Genomic DNA, 18,800 nt, shown 5'->3' with positions numbered 1-18,800 from the left:
ACAAGACGTATGAAAATATTATCAATTGCATTGCTTTGTTTCTTTATGTTTTCCAAAGGAAACGTCAACGCCAACGAAAAAAATGATCGAGACTTTTGGTTACAGGAGATGGATAAAATGGCCCGGCCTGTTATTCGAAGCTTGGCGCACGATAGCTTACGTATTCTTATGCCGCAGGTTACCTCCAAAAATGTAGATAATAAAGCACATCGTATTCAGGTACAATATGTCGAGGTATTGGGAAGGGTATTATGCGGTATCTCTCCTTGGTTGGCATTGGAAGACGGAAGCAAAAAAGAGCGGGCTTTGCGGACGCAATATAGAGAATGGGTATTGCAGGGAATGAAGCATGCGTTAGATAGTAATGCACGTGACTTTATGCGATTTGATCTGGGCGGGCAGCAGTTGGTTGATGCCTCTTTTATTGCAGTGGCTTTCATCCGCTGTCCTTGGCTTTGGGATAATTTGGACGAAAAGACTAAAGTAAATTTAGTAAATTCGATACGGACAACGCGGCAATTTAAACCGGTTTTCTCCAATTGGTTACTTTTTTCAGCGATGAATGAGGCCTTTCTCGCACGTTTTGGCTACGATTGGGACGTGATGCGGGTGGATTATGCATTACAGCAACTTGAACAATGGTATGTGGGCGATGGTATGTATATGGATGGTCAACACTATGCATATGATTACTACAATAGCTTTGTAATTCATCCATTTTTAGCGGGTATTATGGATGTTATTGAGCAGAAGACGAAGGCTTATGATGCGATGTTTGCGAAGATAAAAAAACGAAACATACGATATGCTATTATCCAGGAGCGGTTGATTCACGCAGATGGTACTTATCCTCCTTCTGGTCGGTCTATTATTTACAGGGCTGCGGCATTTCATCATTTAGCAGATATGTCGTTGAAAAAACGACTTCCTGACGAGCTATCCGTGGGACAGGTCAGAGGGGCGCTCACAGCAGTATTGAAAAAAACACTCAAGCATCCCCGTACCTATGAGAACGGATGGCTTACTATAGGTTTGTATGGTGAGCAGCCTGGCCTAGGCGATTTTTACAATAACCAAGGAAGTCCATACTTGACTAGTGTTGTTTTTTTGCCATTGGGACTGTCCGCGCAGGATGACTTTTGGACAGCAGAAGAGCAGCCTTGGACTGCAAAACGTTTGTGGAGTGGTGAGGATGGAAAGAAGGATTACAGTATTGCTGAATAGAAAATGAATGTCATAAAGAGTATAATGATGAAAAAAATAATGTTGTTTTTTGTGGGTAGCCTATTACTTTTTCCAACGCTCTTGCATGCGCAGTTGAAAGGGGCTTCTATGGTTACGGTGGGACACGGATGGGCGAAGAATACCGTAAATACGGCGGTCTTCAGAAAAAATTCGCTGGTTAGCAACGATTCCTTTCAGTTTGTTGCCTATTACGATGGCGACGGCTTCCTTGTTTTGGGAAAACGTCGTTTAGGCAGTGAAAAATGGATAACAACGAGAACTGTCTATCAAGGAAATGCAAAGGATGCACATAATGTCATTAGCATTATGGTTGATGGAGCAGGGTATCTACATGTTGCATGGGATCACCATAATACGCGTTTACGCTATGCCAAATCAATCGCTCCTGCATCTCTCGAATTGGGGCCTGAGCAAGAAATGATAGGTTCGGAAGAGAAAAATGTTACTTATCCGGAATTTTTTAAGATGCCGAATGGAAATCTTCTTTTCTTTTATCGCGACGGGGGATCGGGATCGGGTAATTTAGTTATTAACAGCTACGATACGAAGACGTCGAAGTGGCAACGTCTCCATACGAATCTAATCGATGGTGAAGGGCAACGAAATGCTTATTGGCAAGCCTATGTCGACAATCACGGAACTATACATGTTTCGTGGGTTTGGCGAGAGACACCCGATGTGGCAAGTAACCATGATATGGCCTACGCATGTTCGAAAGACGGTGGCCTAACCTGGGAAACAACTTATGGCTCGAAATACCGGATACCCATTACTGCTTTTTCTGCCGAGTACGCATTCCGTATTCCCGAAAAAAGCGAGTTGATTAATCAAACAGCGATGTCAGCCGATGAGGATGGTAATCCTTTCATTGCAACGTATTGGCGTAATGCCGATACGGATATTCCGCAGTATAAGCTTATTTACTACGGTGCGCAAAAATGGAATTGCCGATCGTTTGATTTTAGGAAAACAGCCTTTTCGCTTAGTGGGCATGGAACGAAGGAAATTCCTATTTCGAGACCACAGCTTTTGGTGAAAGGAAAAGGAGATAAGGTTTCTCTACTCATGCTATTTCGGGATAAAGAGCGGTCTAGTCGTGCATCGCTATTGAAAGTCAATCGTTTAGACAAGGAGACCTTTGAGATTTTAGACGTGGACACGCTGTCATTAGGAGCATGGGAGCCTACCTATGATACGGAACTTTGGCGTAAAAAGCGGCAGTTATCGCTGTTTTTACAACAGACAGATCAAAAAGATGGCGAGGGGGTATTGGACGCAACGCCGTCTGCTGTACAGGTTGTGGATTGGAAGGCTAAATTTTAACTTGAATCTCCATGAAAAGGAAGTTATATAAATATACATTAGCTACGCTTTTTTTGTGGCTACTGTTGATTCCTGCAGCATATTTATTTGCTCAGGAAAGGGGCGAGGATGTTTTTAATGTGAAAAAGCCGGACTACACGCTGAGTCCATATACAGGGGTGACAAGGGAGCATTGGAAAGACGCCGCGCGCTATCTATTGGAAGGTGCTTTTAGTCATATTACTACACGGGAGAGCCCTATGCAATTTCCGAAACAAGCAGGTCGCAGTTATCCTCGAGATGGCGTACATACGGCTACGGAAAAGTTAGAAGGATTGTGTAGGACACTTTTTATTGCGTTACCCTTATTGAAAGAGGATCCAGACCTGCAGATCAATGGGATTGGGGTCGCCGATTACTACCGTTATCACATTTGTCAGTTGGTCAATCCCTCGGCAGTAGGTTATATAGAACCCTTGGATGCGAAAGGAGGTCCAAGTCAAAAATTGGTGGAATTCGGAGGTCTTGCAGTTTCATTGGCAGCAGCACCTGAAGTACTTTGGGATCCTCTTCCTAAATCTGCGAAAGATTCGTTGGCTTTTACGTTACTGAGTTATGGAAATGGTCCTACGATAGCTATGAACTGGCGTTTCTTTAACGTTATGATCATGAGTTTCTTTAAGAAGCAGGGCTATGAGGTGAAAGAGGCGTATTTGCGCGAACTCTTAGGGAAATGTTTGGACGACTATAAAGGTGAAGGCTGGTACAATGATAGCCCTTATTATGATTATTACAGCATGTGGGCTTTTCAAATGTACGGTGCGTTGTGGACGATGTTTTATGGAGATAGCTTGTATCCAGATTACGCAGCAAAGTTTAAAGCGCACTTGCGGGAAATGACCACCCATTATCCGTATATGTTTAGTGAAAATGGAGAGATGATTATGTGGGGGAGAAGTATAGCCTATAGGATGGGGGCGGCGGTCCCTTTTCCGCTTACCGGGCTTTTAGCCGATGAACATCTGAACTATGGATGGATGCGGCGGATTGCTTCAGGTACATTGCTGCAATTTTTGCAACATCCTGATTTTCTCTCTGAGCGCGTACCTACTTTGGGTTTTTATGGTGCTTTTGAGCCGGCTGTACAAGAATACAGCTGCCGAGGAAGTGCTTATTGGCTGGGTAAATTCTTTTTAGGTTTGTTGATTCCTGCAGACAATCCCTTTTGGAAAGAAAAGGAGAATAACGGTGCCTGGGAAAAAGATATTAACGATGAGAAGCCCTACAATAAGTTTGCTGCAGGCTCCAATATTCTGATAACAGATTATAAAGCTATTGGCGCGTCCGAGATTCGGGCTTGGTGTGATAGTAAAAATGTGGGGTACTATCAGGGAACAGAAAATTATAATAAGTTAGCCTATAATAGCGCCTTTCCGTGGCAAGCTGATGGTAAAAATGGCGAAATTTCGATGAACTATGCGGTTCAAACCGATAAAGGATGGGAATCTTTCCGCAGGTATACATTTGATCGATTTGAATCGGGCGTCTATTACCGAAATGTCGTGTTGGCTTCGGATGAAAGGATAAAGATGAATTTGGCGGACATACCACAAAAAAATGGAATATTACGAGTGGACCTCGATCAGAGTGAAACCGCACGTCCTGTTCATTTGGGACATTATGCACTGCCCGAAATTGCGGGGAAAAAGATTCGGGAAACGGCCGTGAAAAAAGGAGTGCAGTACGCGAAGATTATTGACAACGGAGAGTATCAGCTGGCTATGGTTTCTATTCAAGGTTGGCAAGCGCCCGAAGCTGTAGGTTGCGTGGGGTTAAATCCGGTGTCGACAAATAGTACGGTATTGAATGTTTCGGCAACAGTAGGAAGTCGTAAAGATATGCCGTTGGTTACGTTGATGTTATGGAAAAAATCGGGCGAGAGTTGGCCGAAATCTGAATTGTTTGCCATTTCACGCGTTGAAAGCCTAAACGCAGGAAAGGAGATTGTTGTTATCTGGAATGATGGACGGAGAGATACTGTCCGGTTCAACTAGCGTAAGCTAAAAAAATAAGGTCTGGAAATAACAGCTTATGCATTTTTTTCCAGACCTATTTTCACCAAGAGTTATTTTGCTTTTACAGGATATTGTTTGAAAATACCTGTTACTACTTTCGGTAGTTTATTGATTGATTTCTCAGGAGCATCGATTTCAGATGATCCGCGAGCTTGCCATACTACAGCATTCGTTTTGCGGTCTATTGCTTCGATAATGAGGTGAGCGTAACGGAACTTCTCGCTGCCTACAGGATAGCTATATCCTCCGCCCCAGCCCATTCCCCAGCCCCAGCCGCCCCAAGGTCTATAGAAACCCATAGGTCCCCAGCCACCCCAGCCGTACATGGAGGAGTAAACAGGACGACTTTTGTTGTTTACAACGGTAATGTAACGAAATAGCACATCCGGATTTTCTTTGGAATACTGCATCCCTAATGCTTCGAGTTCGCGGTTCGCAGAACTTAAGATATTACTTTTTGCGATGTCATTGTTGAAGTAATTTTTTGACAATGAATCGACGGGGGGTAACCATCCGTAAGTACGGTACTGCCGAAAGTCCTGACTTTCTACTTTTGTGGTATTGTACTGTACAGAGGCACAGGACGCCAATAAAGCAATTAAGCCTAAAGTGAAGATATATGTTAACTTTCTCATAAAAAACTTGTATTAGTATATTTTAGACTTGCTTGTGGTGCGAAAGGTTTAATCTTAAAATGGATATTTTGCAACTAAAGGCATTGTTCTTCCACTGCCGAAAGCTTTTTGACTTACCCTTAAAATTGGGGGAGCCTGAAAACGTTTGAATTCCGCATTTTGGAGCATTTTCGAGATGCGCTGCACCAATGTTTCGTCGAAACCAGCATGGAGCACTTCGGTACCTGATTTTTCCAATTCAATGAGTTGGAAGAGTACACTATCCAGTATGTCGTAAGGGGGCAGAGAGTCTGCATCCTTTTGATCAGGACGAAGTTCTGCAGATGGTGCTTTGACGATAGTATTTACAGGGATGATTTCACGTTCCCTGTTGATGTAATTCGCGAGTGCATAAGCTTGTGTTTTATAGACATCACCAATCACACTGAGTGAACCAGCCATATCGCCATAGAGTGTGCCGTAGCCTACTGCGGCTTCACTCTTGTTGGATGTATTCAGTAGAATATTTCCAAACTTGTTAGAGATGGCCATGAGTAAGGTTCCTCGGATACGAGCCTGTATATTTTCTTCCGTGAGATCGGGATTTCTGCCTGTGAACGTGTCAGCCAATGTATCGTCGAATGCTAACGCAATTTCTTTGATTGGAACAATTTGATGCTGGCAGCCTGTGTTCGCGACAAGATCTAAGGCGTCTTGAATACTGTGGTCACTAGAATAGATCGATGGCATTAATACCGCTAGTACATTCTCTGCACCTAAGGCTTCACAAGCGAGGGCAGCGACAACAGCAGAATCTAAACCTCCGGATAAACCGATTACGGCCTTTTTAAAACCCGATTTGCGGAAATAGTCGCGGAGCCCTAAAAGGAGCGCATCGTGGATAAGCGCGATCTCGGATTTTTTGTTTTCTACAGCTATAGCTGTGCTGTTATAGATGTCCACGATTTGGAAGTCTTCTTCAAAGCCCTTTAACTGTGCCAATGGATTCCCGTTGCGATCTAAAGCTAAAGATCGTCCATCAAAGATGATGTCCGTATGGGCTCCAACTTGGTTGACATATACCAAAGGACATCCTGCTTTGATTACGTTTCGTTGTAATACCTTGATTCTATTTTCAAAATGTATGTAGGAAAACGGGGATGCCGCGATATTGATGATTAAGGTAGGGGATTCTTTGCGGAGTTCAGCCATAAGATCGCCAACATAGGAGTTCGACGCATCATCGTCCCATAAATCTTCACAAATTGTTAAGGCTACTTTCTCCCCCCGTATATCGATACAGGAAACCTGTCTATTCGGCTCGAAGTATCGGTATTCGTCGAATACATCGTAATCCGGTAATAGGCTCTTTTTACAGACCTCTTTAATGCGGCCATCTTCCAAGAGAAGCGCTGCATTGTATAAAGGTTTTCCTTCCGGATCCGTATTCTGTATAGGAGCACCTAAAATACAGCTTATACCTTGACATACTTTCGCTATTTCGGCGATACTATCGGTACATAAAGCTAGGTACCGTTGGTTTCGTAACAGATCTTTAGCGGGGTAGCCACCGATAGCTAGTTCGGCAAAGACGATAAGGTCGGCACCGGCAGCCTTTGCTTTTTCGATGCTGTCAATGATCTTTTTGCTGTTCTCCTCGAAGTTTCCGATATGATAGTTAAGCTGGGCTAATGCAATATTCATAGTGTATCTTTAATCGTATTAAAATAATAAGCCTATGTTTAAGGCCACATAAGACAGTTTTGGAGCGCCGTCTTTCATCGTTCTTGTAAAGCCATTGTTGTAGGATAGACCCGCCACTGCAGAAAGACTACGTGTGAGGTTCCATTCTGCCCCAAGCCCCATTTGAAGGCCTAATCGAAATAGATCCTCGCCGTCTATAGGTGTATAATTGCTTTGGGTGTTGACGCGTTCTTTTCCTGACACTTTTACACCGGCCGTGAACCCGAATTGTCCATAAAACCGACCTGTACGATTTTCATTGGTTTTTAACTTGATGGTGAGAGGTACCTCTGCATATTGAAGCCGATAAGTCTTGTCTACTAGTCCATCCGTATTGCTTCCCGAACCGAAAGCCCCGCCGTATTGTGTGTTAATCTGAAATCCAGTAGAGAAAAAATAGTTCCGTGCAAAACCCAAATCAGCGATAAGCCCATAGAGGTAACCGACTTTGCTGCTCGGCTTATAGGTATCGCTATCGCTATAAGACAACCAGCTTGCTGTGGGGCTGAACGTAAAACCTAAAGACATGTTTCTTTCCGCTGAATAATATTGAGCGTTTGCTGCGGATGTGAAAAAAAGGAAGGTAAGAGCAAAAAATATAAACTTCTTAAAGATTGTCGTCATCGTTGCGGGATTTATATATGTAAAATTAATAATTACTTTTGTCGTAGGCACAAAAAAATAACCATGAACATAAAAAAGACAGCTGTGCTGTTGTTAATTCCCTATTTGCTTTTGATCGGTTCTTGTTCGCGAAGTAAGAAACTCCCCGATGTGAGCGCCATTCCGGTTTCGATAAAGATTGAACGATTCGATCAAGCGTTAGCCCAGCTACAGCCAAATGAGATCGGGCAAAGCAACAAGGAATGGCAAAAGGCCTACGGAAACTTCTACAGTGACTATATGCAATACATGTTGGAAGTTGGTGATCCGAAAGATTCCATTCAAATGCAGCAATTGCTTTCCATCATTTTAAACCAGCAGGATTTCAAAGCATTATCTAAAGCCGTGGAGATGAAATTTACAGACTTGAGTGCGCAAGAGCGAGCGCTTGAAAAGGCTTTCCAATATGTGAAGTATTATTTTCCAACCTATGAAGTTCCGCGTTTTTTTTCCTTTTTCTCTGGATTTTCGGTTCAGGTACCTCTTGGAGAAGGATATGTAGGGATTGGTTTGGATATGTTCTTAGGAGCCGATTCGGAGTTTTACCCTGCATTGGTGCGGACAATACCACGTTATATGTCGCGCCGATTTACACCCGAGAATATTGTGCCTCGGGTTGTGGAGAGTGTGTTGAGACAGGAACTCATTCCGCAGGGGGATCAAGACCGCAATACATTACAGCATATGCTTTATCAAGGAAAGGTGCTATTGGCTTTGGACTCTATTCTTCCTGCATTCCCGGATTCGTTAAAAATAGGTTATACGACATCTCAGCTTGCATGGGCCAATGCTTATCAGGAAGACATCTGGTCTTGGTTTCTTCAAGAGAATTTGCTTTACAACACAGATTATTTACGTATTCAAAAATATTTTACGGAAGCTCCTTTTACGGCCGAATTGGGTGAGAACAATGAATCGGCACCGAAATTGGGCAGCTATATAGGTTGGCAAATGCTGAGGCGATATATGGAACGCCATCCCACAGTGACTCTGCAGCAACTTTTGGCTATGAATAACGCCCAAGAAATATTAGAGGAGTCGAAGTTTAAGGGGCGATAGGACAGGCTGACTTTCTGGGGATATGAGCAAAAGTAACGTTCGCTGCACCATACATGACCAACATAAAAAAGGATCAAGCAAAATACCTCTTTGCTTGATCCTTTTTTTACCGCCTTTCTATAGCTTCCGATATGAAGCTGGAGATGGTATTTTGTTATTTTTTCTTACTTGATATCAAGTACTTCAAACTCATAAATCAATATCGAATTTGCAGGGATTTTATCGGAGCTTTGTGAACCATATGCCCATAATGATGGTGTAATCACACGAATCTTGCTTCCTGTTTTTAATCCTTTCTCTGTAAACCCACCGACAGTAAAGGTTTTACCATCTAATTTTAGCGAATATGGAAAAAATGAGTATATCCAAGTATTGTTTGCAAGTGTACTTGAGCTGCTTCCTCCAACGATATAGTTACTGCCTGCGTCATTCTGTACCTCGGTACCGTTAAGGAGTTTTGCGGTATACTTTAATTTTATTGTCGCTGGAACCAACTGTGTATAACCTGAATTAGTCGTTAATGAGTACTCGTATTTCGCGTCATTCTCTGCTGTAGGTTCTGCTAGGATTTCATAGTAGATACCTCGCGTTGTTGTTTTTTCGTAATAGTTGTACGTAAATTTTACGGTATCCAGTTTAGGGTTTTCAAAATTAGAAAGTGCATAGGAACTTATCTGTGTTTTTTGCACGTTCAAGAGCGAGTCAATTGCCTTTTCTTGTGCGATATAGTCTGCGGTATAATCCGTGGTGTCTTTATCCATACAAGAAGTGAATGTTAACGCAGTGATTGCAAGAGCAAATAATGGTTGAATTAGTTTTTTCATAAATAACTTATTTTTTTAATGGTTATATGGAACTTCTATTCCATATCTGTTAATCGTTTTTTAAGCATATAACGCTATTTTATAATGAAGCGCTACAAAATTATTTAAAATCTGTTTATAAAATTAAACAGGCTACTTGATCTCCGAAATTTCAATTTCAAAATAGAGCGGAGAGTTCGCTGGAATTTTTCCATCGGTAGATGCGGAAGTGTCGTAGGCATAAGGAGATGGAGTTACCAGTTTTAGTTTGGCTCCTTTTTTAAATCCGTTTGTTGTAAGTCCTCCCAGTTGGTAGTTATAGCCATTGAATCGCAATGTTTTTGGCAAGATCAAAAGTTGCCAAGATCTGATGACATTGGCCAAAGATAACTTTACATCTTCGGTCTTTTCATCAAAAATATTTCCATTCAATAGTGTTCCTTTGTATTTCACAGAAAGTGTTGGCGCGACAACATATCCATTGGATACAGAATAATCGTAAGACGCATCATCTCCTGCGGCAATCACTTCATACCAGATCCCGGTAGAGTCATGCAAAATGCCATTTGTTAAATGCTCGTCGGCAAAAGCTTTCAGTTCAGGAGCCTGTTCCGCAATTAATTTTTTGATGCGGACATTGTTGAGGGAATCTTTAATTCGTTCCTCTTCCACCGCTTTTTCATAGTCAAAATCATCTGTTTTTGAGCAAGAAGCGAATCCTGCTAGAGCAATAGCAAATACAAATAAAAATTTAAGTAGTTTTTTCATATCGTTTTTTAAGCACATATCAGAGGTTAGAACGATCATTTCCTATCGTTTGCTACAACAAACATACATAAAAGTTTTTTATCGTGGCCGATCTGGAACCAATCGCAGGCTTTCCTTCCTTGAGCATAGCTTCATGGGCGGTTTTTACAAGCTTAGGAAGAAGTTATCGCGGCTATCGATATGCTGTTCGAAATAAAACCTACTGCTTTTCTAAGGCTTTCAGTAATGTTTTCGGAGAAAGGTATTGGAAATGCCGTTGGTGCACCGTGAAATCGGCATTCAGGATGAGGGTTGTTGGAAAACTAAGGCTACCATTGCGCGAAGCGAGTATTTTTGCCAAAGAGTGGTAGGATCCCCTACGCTTTACGGTTGTGGTATTGGTCAGGTGTTGTCCATCGAACGATACTGTGTCAACAGATTCTGCATCAAAATGGACGGCGTAATATTCCCTGTTGATCTTGTCTATAACGGTGCTGTTGGTGAAAACATCCTGTTGCATCTTTCGACAGTATACACACCAATCGGTATGAAAGAAGAGTAAGACATCTTTCGGTTTGCTAGCAAGGGAATCGGATAGCTGTTCAAAGCTCAACCATTGAATGCTTTCTTTTTTTTGTGCTTCCGCATGAAAAGCTAGATAGAGCAGGATGGATAAGGTGAATAACTTTTTCATAGATGAAGGATGTGTTTTCCAACAGAGGGAAGATCTATTATTAAAAATTCGTGTTATGCTAGATTTTTTTTAGCATAACACGAATTTTTGTTAGTGGAAATGGCCTATTTTTACCCCGAAAGTGAAGGTTCGAGGTTTTGTGGGACCATAAATATAGTTTGAATCGCGTAAGGCACCCTTATCGAAATCTTTTTGAAAAGAATTGAACATATTCTGTACCCCGCCAAAAATTTCAACATTGAAATCCTTTTTCACCGCAAAGGTGTATCCTAAACGTATATTTAGTTCCATGAAATCTGGTGCATTTTTAATAAGCATGGTACCGTCTTCCTGATAATGTGGCACCAACATCTCACCGGTATAGACACCCGTCAAATCTACCGCAAATTGTTTGGTTGCTTTGATATTGGTGTTGAGGTAACCGTACATATTGGGCGTACGCACATAACGGGTTGTACTGATGTCGTCCGCCGAGGTCTCGCCCTCAAAGATCACTTGTGGCTCGCTGTAAGTCGATCGTTGAATAGTTCCTCCAGCTTGTATACTCAACATACTGGATGGTGCTACACTCAGTTCGATATTACTTCCGTAAACGCGTGAATTGGAGCCATTTCGCATCTCTTGTAGAATAAGGTCTTCCTCTTCTGAAGTCATCACGGTCGTAAAAGGATTTCGTAGATCGGTATAAAAGCCTTCGGCAAGCAAGCTCGTCTGTGTCGATCCAAAATTTCTTGTATAGTTGAATGAACCTGTGTAGGCATTTGAGTATTCGGTTTTGAGGTTATCCCCCATCAGGACGAACATCTGTTGGCCTCCTATAGAAGTGACATGCATGTCTTCGTTGAATGCTTGCGGAGCACGGAAGCCTCGGGCATAACCACCACGAAATTGAAGTTCGCTGTTGATATCGTAGAGGATTGTCAAACGGGGGCTCAATGTTCCAAAGCTTTGATCCGAATTGCGTTGGTTGTTAAGTAGGCTGTAGCTGCCATCGACATAGGTGTAGTCGTATCTAGCTCCAAGTAATGCCTTCAGATTATCCAATACTTTCCATTCGTATTGGGCGTAAGTTCCTAACGCATGTGTTTTCTGATCAATACGTCTTTTATAGGCAGGAATATCATCTTCAGTTCGATTTGCATTATATTCTACGCCTGCTGTAAATACGTCGCGCTCAAAATTGTAGGTGTATTGCCCTCCCGCAACCATGGCAAGATCATCTGTGGTGCCGTATGAATTTGATGCAATCACGCTATCTTGGGTTTCTCTTGATCCACCAAGCCCCCCATAATAGCTGTCCCGTTTGCTTTTTTGGGCAGAAGCATATAGGGAGAACTTTTGTTTCCAGTCTTTAGAATAATGGTCGTAAGTAATGCCTCCGATAAAAGAACTGGTTTGCAGTTGCTCTGTGATGTCGGTAAAGTGTGGCGCTAAATCTAGACGATCACCTCCGCGACGAAACTCATTAAGTACACTTAAATCAACTGTTATTTTATTGAATTCGGAAGGCTTAAAAAATGTTTTTGCACCGAATGTGGTGTTACGTAGTTTGGTGATTTCTGAGAAACCATCATCATTAGCATCCCAGGGTTGGCGGTCGCGGTGCATACCGTAGAACGTGACGCCATTCATCAGATCGTCAGCTACAAATGAAGTGTTGAAATCTATGGTGTTGTCCCAGGATTTACCATCGGTAAGCGAGTTGGTTGACTTAATTTGCCAGTCATTTTCAATGGGATCTTTTGTAATAATGTTGATGGTTCCTGCAATAGCATTGGCGCCAAAGAGTGCCGAACCTCCACTGCGCACAACTTCAATTCGATCGATCATACTGGTAGGAATCTGATCTAAGCCGTAGACGCTATTTAAAGCGCTAAATACAGAGCGGCTGTTGATTAGTATCTGGGAGTAAGCGCCCTCCAAGCCATTGAGGCGGACTTGGGAGAATCCACAATTTTGACAGTTGTTTTCCACACGTACACCGGGTTGATACGCTAAGGTTTCGGACATGGCGACTGATTGGGTGGCGTTGAATAGTTTTGGGCCTAAAACGTTCACAACCACTGGTGCCTCCCGTCGATCAAGTCCGTAACGGGTCGCACTCACAACAACTTCATTTAAGTTGAGGTTGTCTTCGTTAAGGACTATCTGAATGGGAACGTGCTGTTCTTCGTTATTTAGCTGCTGCTTTTTGGTTTGGTAACCTACTGCTCGAACCACCAATGTAAATTTTCCTTGTGGCATTTTTTGAATAGAAAATGTACCATCGTCACCGGTAGAAGTCCCTATCGCGGTCCCTTCCACTGCAACGGTGGCTTGTCCTATAGGCTCGCCAGCAATAGTCGATACCTTCCCTTTGAATTGAATTTGTGCAAATAATAGTGTAGGAAATAAATATATAAGGGCTATGATAAGCCTAAAGTATGTTTTTGACATGTAAATAAATGTAAAGCTTAAATAAACAGCATACACAATTCGGCAAGAGCCAAAATGGAATGCGAAAAAAAGAACGGGGGTCCATTATATGTACGTTTGAGCATAGCCTTTATGTCTTGCTGAGCAAAGTCGACACATCTATACCAAAATGATATATTGATTGTCAAGTTTTGAAGTCTGGCAATCTTAAACGAATAATGTACGGGTAAAAGAATAAAAAGATAGTTAAGCTAAAGAGGGGGGACCGCGTAGGTTGTAATGGGTAACGACCTCGAAGATAGGATGTGCTGCGATTTCTGCATAATGAATCGGAAAAGAAAATGGTGGTAGCACCATTTCAAAGATAAATAGATCCGATGCTAAAAAGGCGCCTGCAAAAACTACATTGAGGTATTGTATCTCCGCATCAGACTTATGGTGGTGCGGTTCGCCTTTTTTTGTAAAATCGTAGGGGTGAATGTGTGTGATGATTTCACCGGTCGAGGTTACTTCCTTGTGCATAAAAACAACACCGCTGATGATGATTGTAATCATCCATGCGCTTAGTAGATAAGCGAGAAGAGAACGGTATTTAGCGGTAAGTTTATGCATAAAAAAAGCACTGTAAATGCAACAGTGCTACAAAAATAAGGATTAATATTAAATTTACTGTATTAATTTATTATTATCATCGGGAAAGACAAGTGTAGGCTTATGTGCTCGGGCCTCATCGGGAGTCATACTTCCGTAAGAGATAATAATGACAATATCTCCGACTTGTACCAACCTTGCAGCAGCTCCATTTAAACAGATGGTACCTGTTCCACGCTCGCCAGGGATAACGTATGTTTCCAATCGTGCACCATTATTGTTGTTTACAATCTGCACTTTTTCGTTGGCTACTATATTCGCCGCATCCATCAAATCTTCATCAATTGTGATACTTCCCACATAGTTCAATTCAGCCTGAGTCACACGCACGCGGTGAATCTTTGATTTCATTACTTCAATTAACATATTACAAAATTACCTTATTTCCTAGATAAACGCGAAATACGCACCTAGAAAATGACATTTAGTTTAAAATCATATTATCGATAAGACGCACCCCTTCGATCCAGGCGACGAGTAAAGCGACATATTTTTTGTCAGGATCGATCTGTTTAGCTTCTGCCAATGTACGGCTTTCACAGATTGCAAGGTATTCTACCTCTACTTCTTGTTCGTCCTGTAAAAGCTGCAAGCCCTCTTCTTTTAAGCTAAGAGGGGATTTTGTTGTAAAGTGCTTCTTTAGGTAGCTCAATGTGCGAAATAGAACCAAGGCCTTTTGTTTGCCTGCTGCCGACAATCTTACGTTTCTTGAACTTAAGGCTAGGCCTTCTTCACTGCGGATAGTCGGGCATATGTGGATCTTTACGGGCAATTCTTTCAGATCTATCAGGCGTTGGATGACCATGACTTGTTGAAAATCTTTCTGGCCAAAGCAAGCGACATCCGGTAAAACCAATTTAAATAGTTTGTAGACCACCTGTGTAACTCCTTGGAAATGACCTGGACGTTTTTCTCCTTCCCATATTTGATCCAGATCTCCGAGATCGATATGCCAAGGGCTGTCATTTTTGGGGTACATCTCTTCGACAGTGGGCATGAATACAACATCGCAAGCAGCTTGCTGGAGCAATTGTAGATCATTTTCTACCGGGCGAGGATATTTTTCAAGATCTTTCGGGTCGTTAAATTGAGTAGGGTTGACAAAAATGCTACAGACAACAAGATCTGCGATCTGCTGTGCTTCTTGAATTAACGATAAATGTCCAGCATGCAACGCTCCCATAGTAGGAACAAGTGCTATTTTTCTTCCGTTCGCTCGAACGCCTTCTAGAGAGCTTTCTAGCGCTTGTTTTGTATGAACTATTTTCACCTTCAGTACATTGAATAAGGCGACAAAATTGCATAAATAAATCGAAAATATAAAGATGTGAAAACGAACTAATTGGAGAATCCATAAAATTTTTGTACCTTTGTATACCGATTTTACTATTCGATAAATAAAAAACAGTTGGAGATGGCAAAAACGAAAATATTGTTTGTAACCCATGAGATGTCGCCTTTCCTTGAAATAAGTAAAATTTCTGAAATTACTCGCCAGTTACCACAAGCTATGCAAGAAAAAGGATTCGAGATCCGTATCCTTATGCCGCGTTTTGGTAACATCAATGAGCGCAGAAATCGTCTTCATGAAGTGATAAGGTTGTCGGGAATGAACATCGTGGTGGATAACAATGATAATCCGCTAATTATTAAAGTGGCTTCATTGCCTGCTGCACGTATGCAGGTTTACTTTTTGGACAATGAAGAGTATTTTCAGCGGAAAAAGATCTTTCGTGACGAAAAAGGAGAATTCTTTGCAGACAATAACGAGCGGTCGTTATTCTTCTGTAAAGGGGCATTAGAAACGGTAAAAAAACTCGGGTGGTCGCCTGATGTGGTACATTGTCACGGTTGGTTCGCTGCAATGGTGCCTGCTTACCTGAAAACAGCGTACAAAGACGACCCGGCGTTTAAGGATGCTAAAGTGATGTATTCTTTGTATGCTAATGAGGATTTTGATTCTCTGGGTGCTAAGTATGGTGAGATGGCTTCGCAGGATGATATGAGTGCAGAAGAAGCTGCTCCGTATGGTACTGGTTCGTATGTAGATACGTATAAAGGAGCATTATCTTTTACTGACATTGCTGTTTTCGCAGACGAAGACATACATCCAGAGCTTAAGGCTTATGTCGAAGAAAAGGGTATTCGTAGCTTCTCTCCGAATGGTTATGATGACTATGAAGGATTTTCGGAAGTATTTGACGAGTTCTCGACAGTCGATGTAGAGGCTGAGTCCGCATAATGTTTTAATAGAAATTACATAGAGGCGCCGTTAGGCGCCTTTTTTTTGCAAAAGATCAGCAATACAACTTCAGCCATTCCCTGGTCATGCTGACAAATGCAGACCCTTATATTTTACGTGATCTTTTTGTGTCAGGATGATAACTTGGCGTTCCTGTATTCTTACAGGTTAACGAAGTATATTGTATGGTTTATGATGTAATGCAGCATGTTTTTCTCCTTTATCGACAACGTATCAATCTTCTCCGCCCTACTCGTATTGTATCTTGACTTTGTTCTGGTCACGCTGTACAAAAGAAGGTGCAGCTTTGTATTTCTTTTGCCTTAACCATAAGGGGTGATTCTGTAAGATGAGACTGTCTCTTTGTCATCATACTTTTCTCCAGTGTATGAGTAGAAGACGATAATGTATATGTACACTGTTACGATGTATATATACATTGTACGCAACGACATTCTGTTTATTGTAGACTACCTGTAGTTCTTCATAAACTACCTGTAGTTTGTTATAAACTATAAGTACATGGGTTCAATGTATAAGTACACTGACGCTATGTATATATACATAGCGTTGAACTACTTGTAGTTTTTCGTAATGGCTGTATAGTTTGGTGTTTTGTATAGGTACATTGGTTTAATGTATAAGTACATTGCTTGCAAGTACATATAGTTTGTTATAAACTATAAGTTGGTTGGCAACAAGTATACTGCGTCTGCTTTAATGTACTTATACACTGGCTCAATGTATAAGTACAAAATGGAGCTTTTTCTGAAATGTTTCTTATAGCATTTTGTTTGATTTCTCTAGGTGATTTAAATGTGTTTTATTTGAAATTTTTTATAAAGTGGATTAATTTTTAGGTTTTGGATGAAGGTTTGGATATTTTTAAGCATAAGGAGAATCTACGCATAGGAAAGGAGTCATTTTGTCCGTTTTTAAGAAGAAGATTACGTTCGCAGCTTCGCTCGAATCCGGCTTAATGTAACCTGAGAGATTCCCAAATAGGAGGCGATGTATCCTAATTTAATCTGATTGATCCATTCCGGTGCCCGATTCAGCAATTCTTGGTAGCTCTCACTTGCCGTGTTGAATAGTTTAGACATTAGGCGGTATTCAATCTTTAACGTCTCTATTTCAGCAAGCTTTCGGCCCCAATTTGCTATACTGATGGAGCGTGTAAATAGGTGTTGTAATGCTGCTGTTTCTATTCGGAATAGCGTTGTTTTTTCGAGCGTCTGGATGGTTTCATAGCCTGATTTTCCATAGACATAGCTATTCAGTGCGATTAAGGCATCCCCGGGGAAGGCGAAATCTAGAATAATCTCGCGTTCTTCTTTATGGTAAAAAATGCGGCAGGTTCCTTCTTTAATGAAGTAGATAAACCGGGAATTCTTACCTCCTTCGATAATGTTTTCATTTTTGTTTACGGTAATCTCCTCAAAAAGGGGGAGCAATTCATGTTGTTCGCTGGGAGGAACATCGGCAATGCGCTGGATAATAGCTAGTGCGTCCATGTCTTCAGTGCAAGTTGCTCTCCATCCCATACGGCATAGGTGAAATGGTTAATCCACTCTCCTAAATTGACAATACGGCTATGTTCCCCTAGTGTTATATCGTAGGGGACATGACGGTGTCCAAAAATAAAATAGTCGTAATGTGTGTGCTGTAATTGTTCCTTGGCGTAGTGTATCAACCATTCCCGGTCTTCGCCCAAGAAACGTTCTTCTTCGTTATTGGACGCACGGCTGTGCTGAGACCAGCGCTGGGCAATGCCGATGCCTAAATTGGGATGTAGGCGTGCAAATAGCCATTGGCAGAGCGCACTGCGGAAAAATTTTTTCAGAAACTTATACTTGCGGTCTCCTGGGCCTAGTCCATCACCATGGTGAATAAAGAAACGCTTCTCGGATAGGGTAAGCACGAGCTCATTGTCGATGATTGTTGCTCCGAGTTCTTCTTTGAGGTATCCGAACATCCACATATCGTGATTACCTTTAAAAAAGGTCAGCTTAATGCCCAAATCGGCTAGTTCAGCGAGTTTTCCTAAGAAGCGAATAAACCCCCGAGGTACTACCGTGTTATACTCAAACCAAAAATCGAAGACGTCACCAACCAGATACAGTTCTTTTGCATCTTTTTTTATTTCATCTAACCAACTGATGATCCGCCGCTCTCTTTCTCTGGATGTTGCTTTAGGAAATACCCCTAAATGGAAATCTGAAGCAAAGTATATTTTATCTCTCATGCTGTACGTTCAAAGCTAGATAAATATTAACGTATATACAAGCCTGTAGAAGCCTGACTGAACTGGAGAAAGCCTTGGTATGGAGTCTCTACTGGTTTTAGAAATAAGGGGAATGTATCGAAACCCGACAATGCTGACATTTTTATCACAGCGTTTACAGAACAGAGAGGTATTTATGCGATTAAATAGCAAAAAAAAAGCGGAAGATTTTTTAAATCTCCCGCTTAGCGGTCTGGACGGGACTCGAACCCGCGACCCCATGCGTGACAGGCATGTATTCTAACCAGCTGAACTACCAGACC

General features: G+C 41.8%; 17 protein-coding genes and 1 tRNA gene. 5 read left to right on the top strand and 13 right to left on the bottom strand.

What is annotated here, in order from left to right; genetic code table 11:
• Nucleotides 1-9 precede the first annotated feature (9 nt).
• The 3 genes from ACSZOX_RS15825 to ACSZOX_RS15815 are packed head-to-tail and all read left to right on the top strand — an operon-like array spanning nucleotide 10 to nucleotide 4,601.
• Nucleotides 10-1,224 (top strand): DUF2264 domain-containing protein, encoded by a 1,215-nt coding sequence (locus ACSZOX_RS15825; protein WP_437921043.1) that lies wholly within the window; start codon nucleotides 10-12, stop codon nucleotides 1,222-1,224.
• A 24-nt stretch (nucleotides 1,225-1,248) separates the two neighbouring features.
• Nucleotides 1,249-2,568 (top strand): BNR repeat-containing protein, encoded by a 1,320-nt coding sequence (locus ACSZOX_RS15820; RefSeq protein WP_437921042.1) that lies wholly within the window; start codon nucleotides 1,249-1,251, stop codon nucleotides 2,566-2,568.
• Nucleotides 2,569-2,579: 11 nt separating this feature from the next.
• Nucleotides 2,580-4,601: a DUF2264 domain-containing protein gene (locus ACSZOX_RS15815; protein ID WP_437921041.1), complete on the top strand. Its 2,022-nt coding sequence runs from the start codon at nucleotides 2,580-2,582 to the stop codon at nucleotides 4,599-4,601.
• A 71-nt stretch (nucleotides 4,602-4,672) separates the two neighbouring features.
• On the opposite strand, the gene ACSZOX_RS15810 is transcribed toward ACSZOX_RS15815, so the two are convergent.
• From ACSZOX_RS15810 to ACSZOX_RS15800, 3 genes are read right to left on the bottom strand one after another with little or no spacing between them, the layout of a single operon-like run.
• Complete coding sequence (locus tag ACSZOX_RS15810; RefSeq protein ID WP_437921040.1) at nucleotides 4,673-5,257, bottom strand: DUF4136 domain-containing protein; 585 nt, start codon at nucleotides 5,255-5,257, stop codon at nucleotides 4,673-4,675.
• A 54-nt stretch (nucleotides 5,258-5,311) separates the two neighbouring features.
• Entirely contained in the window at nucleotides 5,312-6,940 is a 1,629-nt protein-coding gene (locus ACSZOX_RS15805; protein WP_437921039.1) for an NAD+ synthase, read from the bottom strand.
• Between the two features lie 18 nt (nucleotides 6,941-6,958).
• Entirely contained in the window at nucleotides 6,959-7,603 is a 645-nt protein-coding gene (locus tag ACSZOX_RS15800) for a porin family protein (RefSeq protein WP_437921038.1), read from the bottom strand.
• Between the two features lie 63 nt (nucleotides 7,604-7,666).
• Between ACSZOX_RS15800 and ACSZOX_RS15795 the strand changes: the two genes are divergently transcribed.
• Nucleotides 7,667-8,701: a gliding motility lipoprotein GldB gene (locus ACSZOX_RS15795; RefSeq protein WP_437921037.1), complete on the top strand. Its 1,035-nt coding sequence runs from the start codon at nucleotides 7,667-7,669 to the stop codon at nucleotides 8,699-8,701.
• Nucleotides 8,702-8,865: 164 nt separating this feature from the next.
• On the opposite strand, the gene ACSZOX_RS15790 is transcribed toward ACSZOX_RS15795, so the two are convergent.
• From ACSZOX_RS15790 to panC, 7 genes are all read right to left on the bottom strand, one after another.
• A complete protein-coding gene (locus ACSZOX_RS15790; RefSeq protein ID WP_437921036.1) occupies nucleotides 8,866-9,525 on the bottom strand; it encodes an FKBP-type peptidyl-prolyl cis-trans isomerase in 660 nt (219 codons plus the stop codon).
• Between the two features lie 132 nt (nucleotides 9,526-9,657).
• Nucleotides 9,658-10,272 (bottom strand): FKBP-type peptidyl-prolyl cis-trans isomerase, encoded by a 615-nt coding sequence (locus ACSZOX_RS15785; RefSeq protein WP_437921035.1) that lies wholly within the window; start codon nucleotides 10,270-10,272, stop codon nucleotides 9,658-9,660.
• A gap of 199 nt (nucleotides 10,273-10,471) precedes the next feature.
• A complete protein-coding gene (locus tag ACSZOX_RS15780) occupies nucleotides 10,472-10,945 on the bottom strand; it encodes a thioredoxin family protein (RefSeq protein ID WP_437921034.1) in 474 nt (157 codons plus the stop codon).
• A gap of 90 nt (nucleotides 10,946-11,035) precedes the next feature.
• Entirely contained in the window at nucleotides 11,036-13,381 is a 2,346-nt protein-coding gene (locus ACSZOX_RS15775; protein WP_437921033.1) for a TonB-dependent receptor, read from the bottom strand.
• 225 nt (nucleotides 13,382-13,606) lie between these two features.
• Nucleotides 13,607-13,972, bottom strand: a complete 366-nt coding sequence (locus ACSZOX_RS15770; RefSeq protein WP_437921032.1) for a hypothetical protein — start codon at nucleotides 13,970-13,972, stop codon at nucleotides 13,607-13,609.
• Between the two features lie 54 nt (nucleotides 13,973-14,026).
• Nucleotides 14,027-14,377: an aspartate 1-decarboxylase gene (gene panD / locus ACSZOX_RS15765; RefSeq protein ID WP_437921031.1), complete on the bottom strand. Its 351-nt coding sequence runs from the start codon at nucleotides 14,375-14,377 to the stop codon at nucleotides 14,027-14,029.
• A gap of 58 nt (nucleotides 14,378-14,435) precedes the next feature.
• Nucleotides 14,436-15,281 (bottom strand): pantoate--beta-alanine ligase, encoded by an 846-nt coding sequence (gene panC, locus ACSZOX_RS15760; protein ID WP_437921030.1) that lies wholly within the window; start codon nucleotides 15,279-15,281, stop codon nucleotides 14,436-14,438.
• Nucleotides 15,282-15,425: 144 nt separating this feature from the next.
• Between panC and ACSZOX_RS15755 the strand changes: the two genes are divergently transcribed.
• Nucleotides 15,426-16,253 (top strand): glycogen/starch synthase, encoded by an 828-nt coding sequence (locus tag ACSZOX_RS15755; protein ID WP_437921029.1) that lies wholly within the window; start codon nucleotides 15,426-15,428, stop codon nucleotides 16,251-16,253.
• 947 nt (nucleotides 16,254-17,200) lie between these two features.
• On the opposite strand, the gene ACSZOX_RS15750 is transcribed toward ACSZOX_RS15755, so the two are convergent.
• The 3 genes from ACSZOX_RS15750 to ACSZOX_RS15740 all read right to left on the bottom strand — a co-directional run bounded on the left by ACSZOX_RS15750 (nucleotide 17,201) and on the right by ACSZOX_RS15740 (nucleotide 18,800).
• Entirely contained in the window at nucleotides 17,201-17,767 is a 567-nt protein-coding gene (locus ACSZOX_RS15750; protein WP_437921028.1) for a Crp/Fnr family transcriptional regulator, read from the bottom strand.
• Nucleotides 17,755-18,498: a UDP-2,3-diacylglucosamine diphosphatase gene (locus ACSZOX_RS15745; protein ID WP_437921027.1), complete on the bottom strand. Its 744-nt coding sequence runs from the start codon at nucleotides 18,496-18,498 to the stop codon at nucleotides 17,755-17,757. The genes ACSZOX_RS15750 and ACSZOX_RS15745 overlap by 13 nt, the downstream gene beginning before the upstream one ends.
• A gap of 228 nt (nucleotides 18,499-18,726) precedes the next feature.
• Nucleotides 18,727-18,800 (bottom strand) — tRNA-Asp (locus tag ACSZOX_RS15740).

The sequence above is a fragment of the Sphingobacterium sp. LRF_L2 genome, assembly GCF_965644235.1.
In the GTDB taxonomy this organism is placed as follows: domain Bacteria; phylum Bacteroidota; class Bacteroidia; order Sphingobacteriales; family Sphingobacteriaceae; genus Sphingobacterium.
This window is presented reverse-complemented; position numbering and strand designations above follow the sequence as displayed.

What these genes read in the sequence shown, in the direction of transcription:
- ACSZOX_RS15810 (WP_437921040.1), bottom strand. Translation starts at nt 5,257, where the DNA reads ATGAGAAAGTTAACATATATCTTCACTTTAGGCTTAATTGCTTTATTG.
- ACSZOX_RS15770 (WP_437921032.1), bottom strand. Translation starts at nt 13,972, where the DNA reads ATGCATAAACTTACCGCTAAATACCGTTCTCTTCTCGCTTATCTACTA.
- ACSZOX_RS15785 (WP_437921035.1), bottom strand. Translation starts at nt 10,272, where the DNA reads ATGAAAAAACTACTTAAATTTTTATTTGTATTTGCTATTGCTCTAGCA.
- ACSZOX_RS15780 (WP_437921034.1), bottom strand. Translation starts at nt 10,945, where the DNA reads ATGAAAAAGTTATTCACCTTATCCATCCTGCTCTATCTAGCTTTTCAT.
- ACSZOX_RS15755 (WP_437921029.1), top strand. Translation starts at nt 15,426, where the DNA reads ATGGCAAAAACGAAAATATTGTTTGTAACCCATGAGATGTCGCCTTTC.
- panD (WP_437921031.1), bottom strand. Translation starts at nt 14,377, where the DNA reads ATGTTAATTGAAGTAATGAAATCAAAGATTCACCGCGTGCGTGTGACT.
- ACSZOX_RS15795 (WP_437921037.1), top strand. Translation starts at nt 7,667, where the DNA reads ATGAACATAAAAAAGACAGCTGTGCTGTTGTTAATTCCCTATTTGCTT.
- ACSZOX_RS15790 (WP_437921036.1), bottom strand. Translation starts at nt 9,525, where the DNA reads ATGAAAAAACTAATTCAACCATTATTTGCTCTTGCAATCACTGCGTTA.
- ACSZOX_RS15800 (WP_437921038.1), bottom strand. Translation starts at nt 7,603, where the DNA reads ATGACGACAATCTTTAAGAAGTTTATATTTTTTGCTCTTACCTTCCTT.
- ACSZOX_RS15750 (WP_437921028.1), bottom strand. Translation starts at nt 17,767, where the DNA reads ATGGACGCACTAGCTATTATCCAGCGCATTGCCGATGTTCCTCCCAGC.
- ACSZOX_RS15745 (WP_437921027.1), bottom strand. Translation starts at nt 18,498, where the DNA reads ATGAGAGATAAAATATACTTTGCTTCAGATTTCCATTTAGGGGTATTT.
- ACSZOX_RS15805 (WP_437921039.1), bottom strand. Translation starts at nt 6,940, where the DNA reads ATGAATATTGCATTAGCCCAGCTTAACTATCATATCGGAAACTTCGAG.
- ACSZOX_RS15815 (WP_437921041.1), top strand. Translation starts at nt 2,580, where the DNA reads ATGAAAAGGAAGTTATATAAATATACATTAGCTACGCTTTTTTTGTGG.
- ACSZOX_RS15820 (WP_437921042.1), top strand. Translation starts at nt 1,249, where the DNA reads ATGATGAAAAAAATAATGTTGTTTTTTGTGGGTAGCCTATTACTTTTT.
- ACSZOX_RS15775 (WP_437921033.1), bottom strand. Translation starts at nt 13,381, where the DNA reads ATGTCAAAAACATACTTTAGGCTTATCATAGCCCTTATATATTTATTT.
- ACSZOX_RS15825 (WP_437921043.1), top strand. Translation starts at nt 10, where the DNA reads ATGAAAATATTATCAATTGCATTGCTTTGTTTCTTTATGTTTTCCAAA.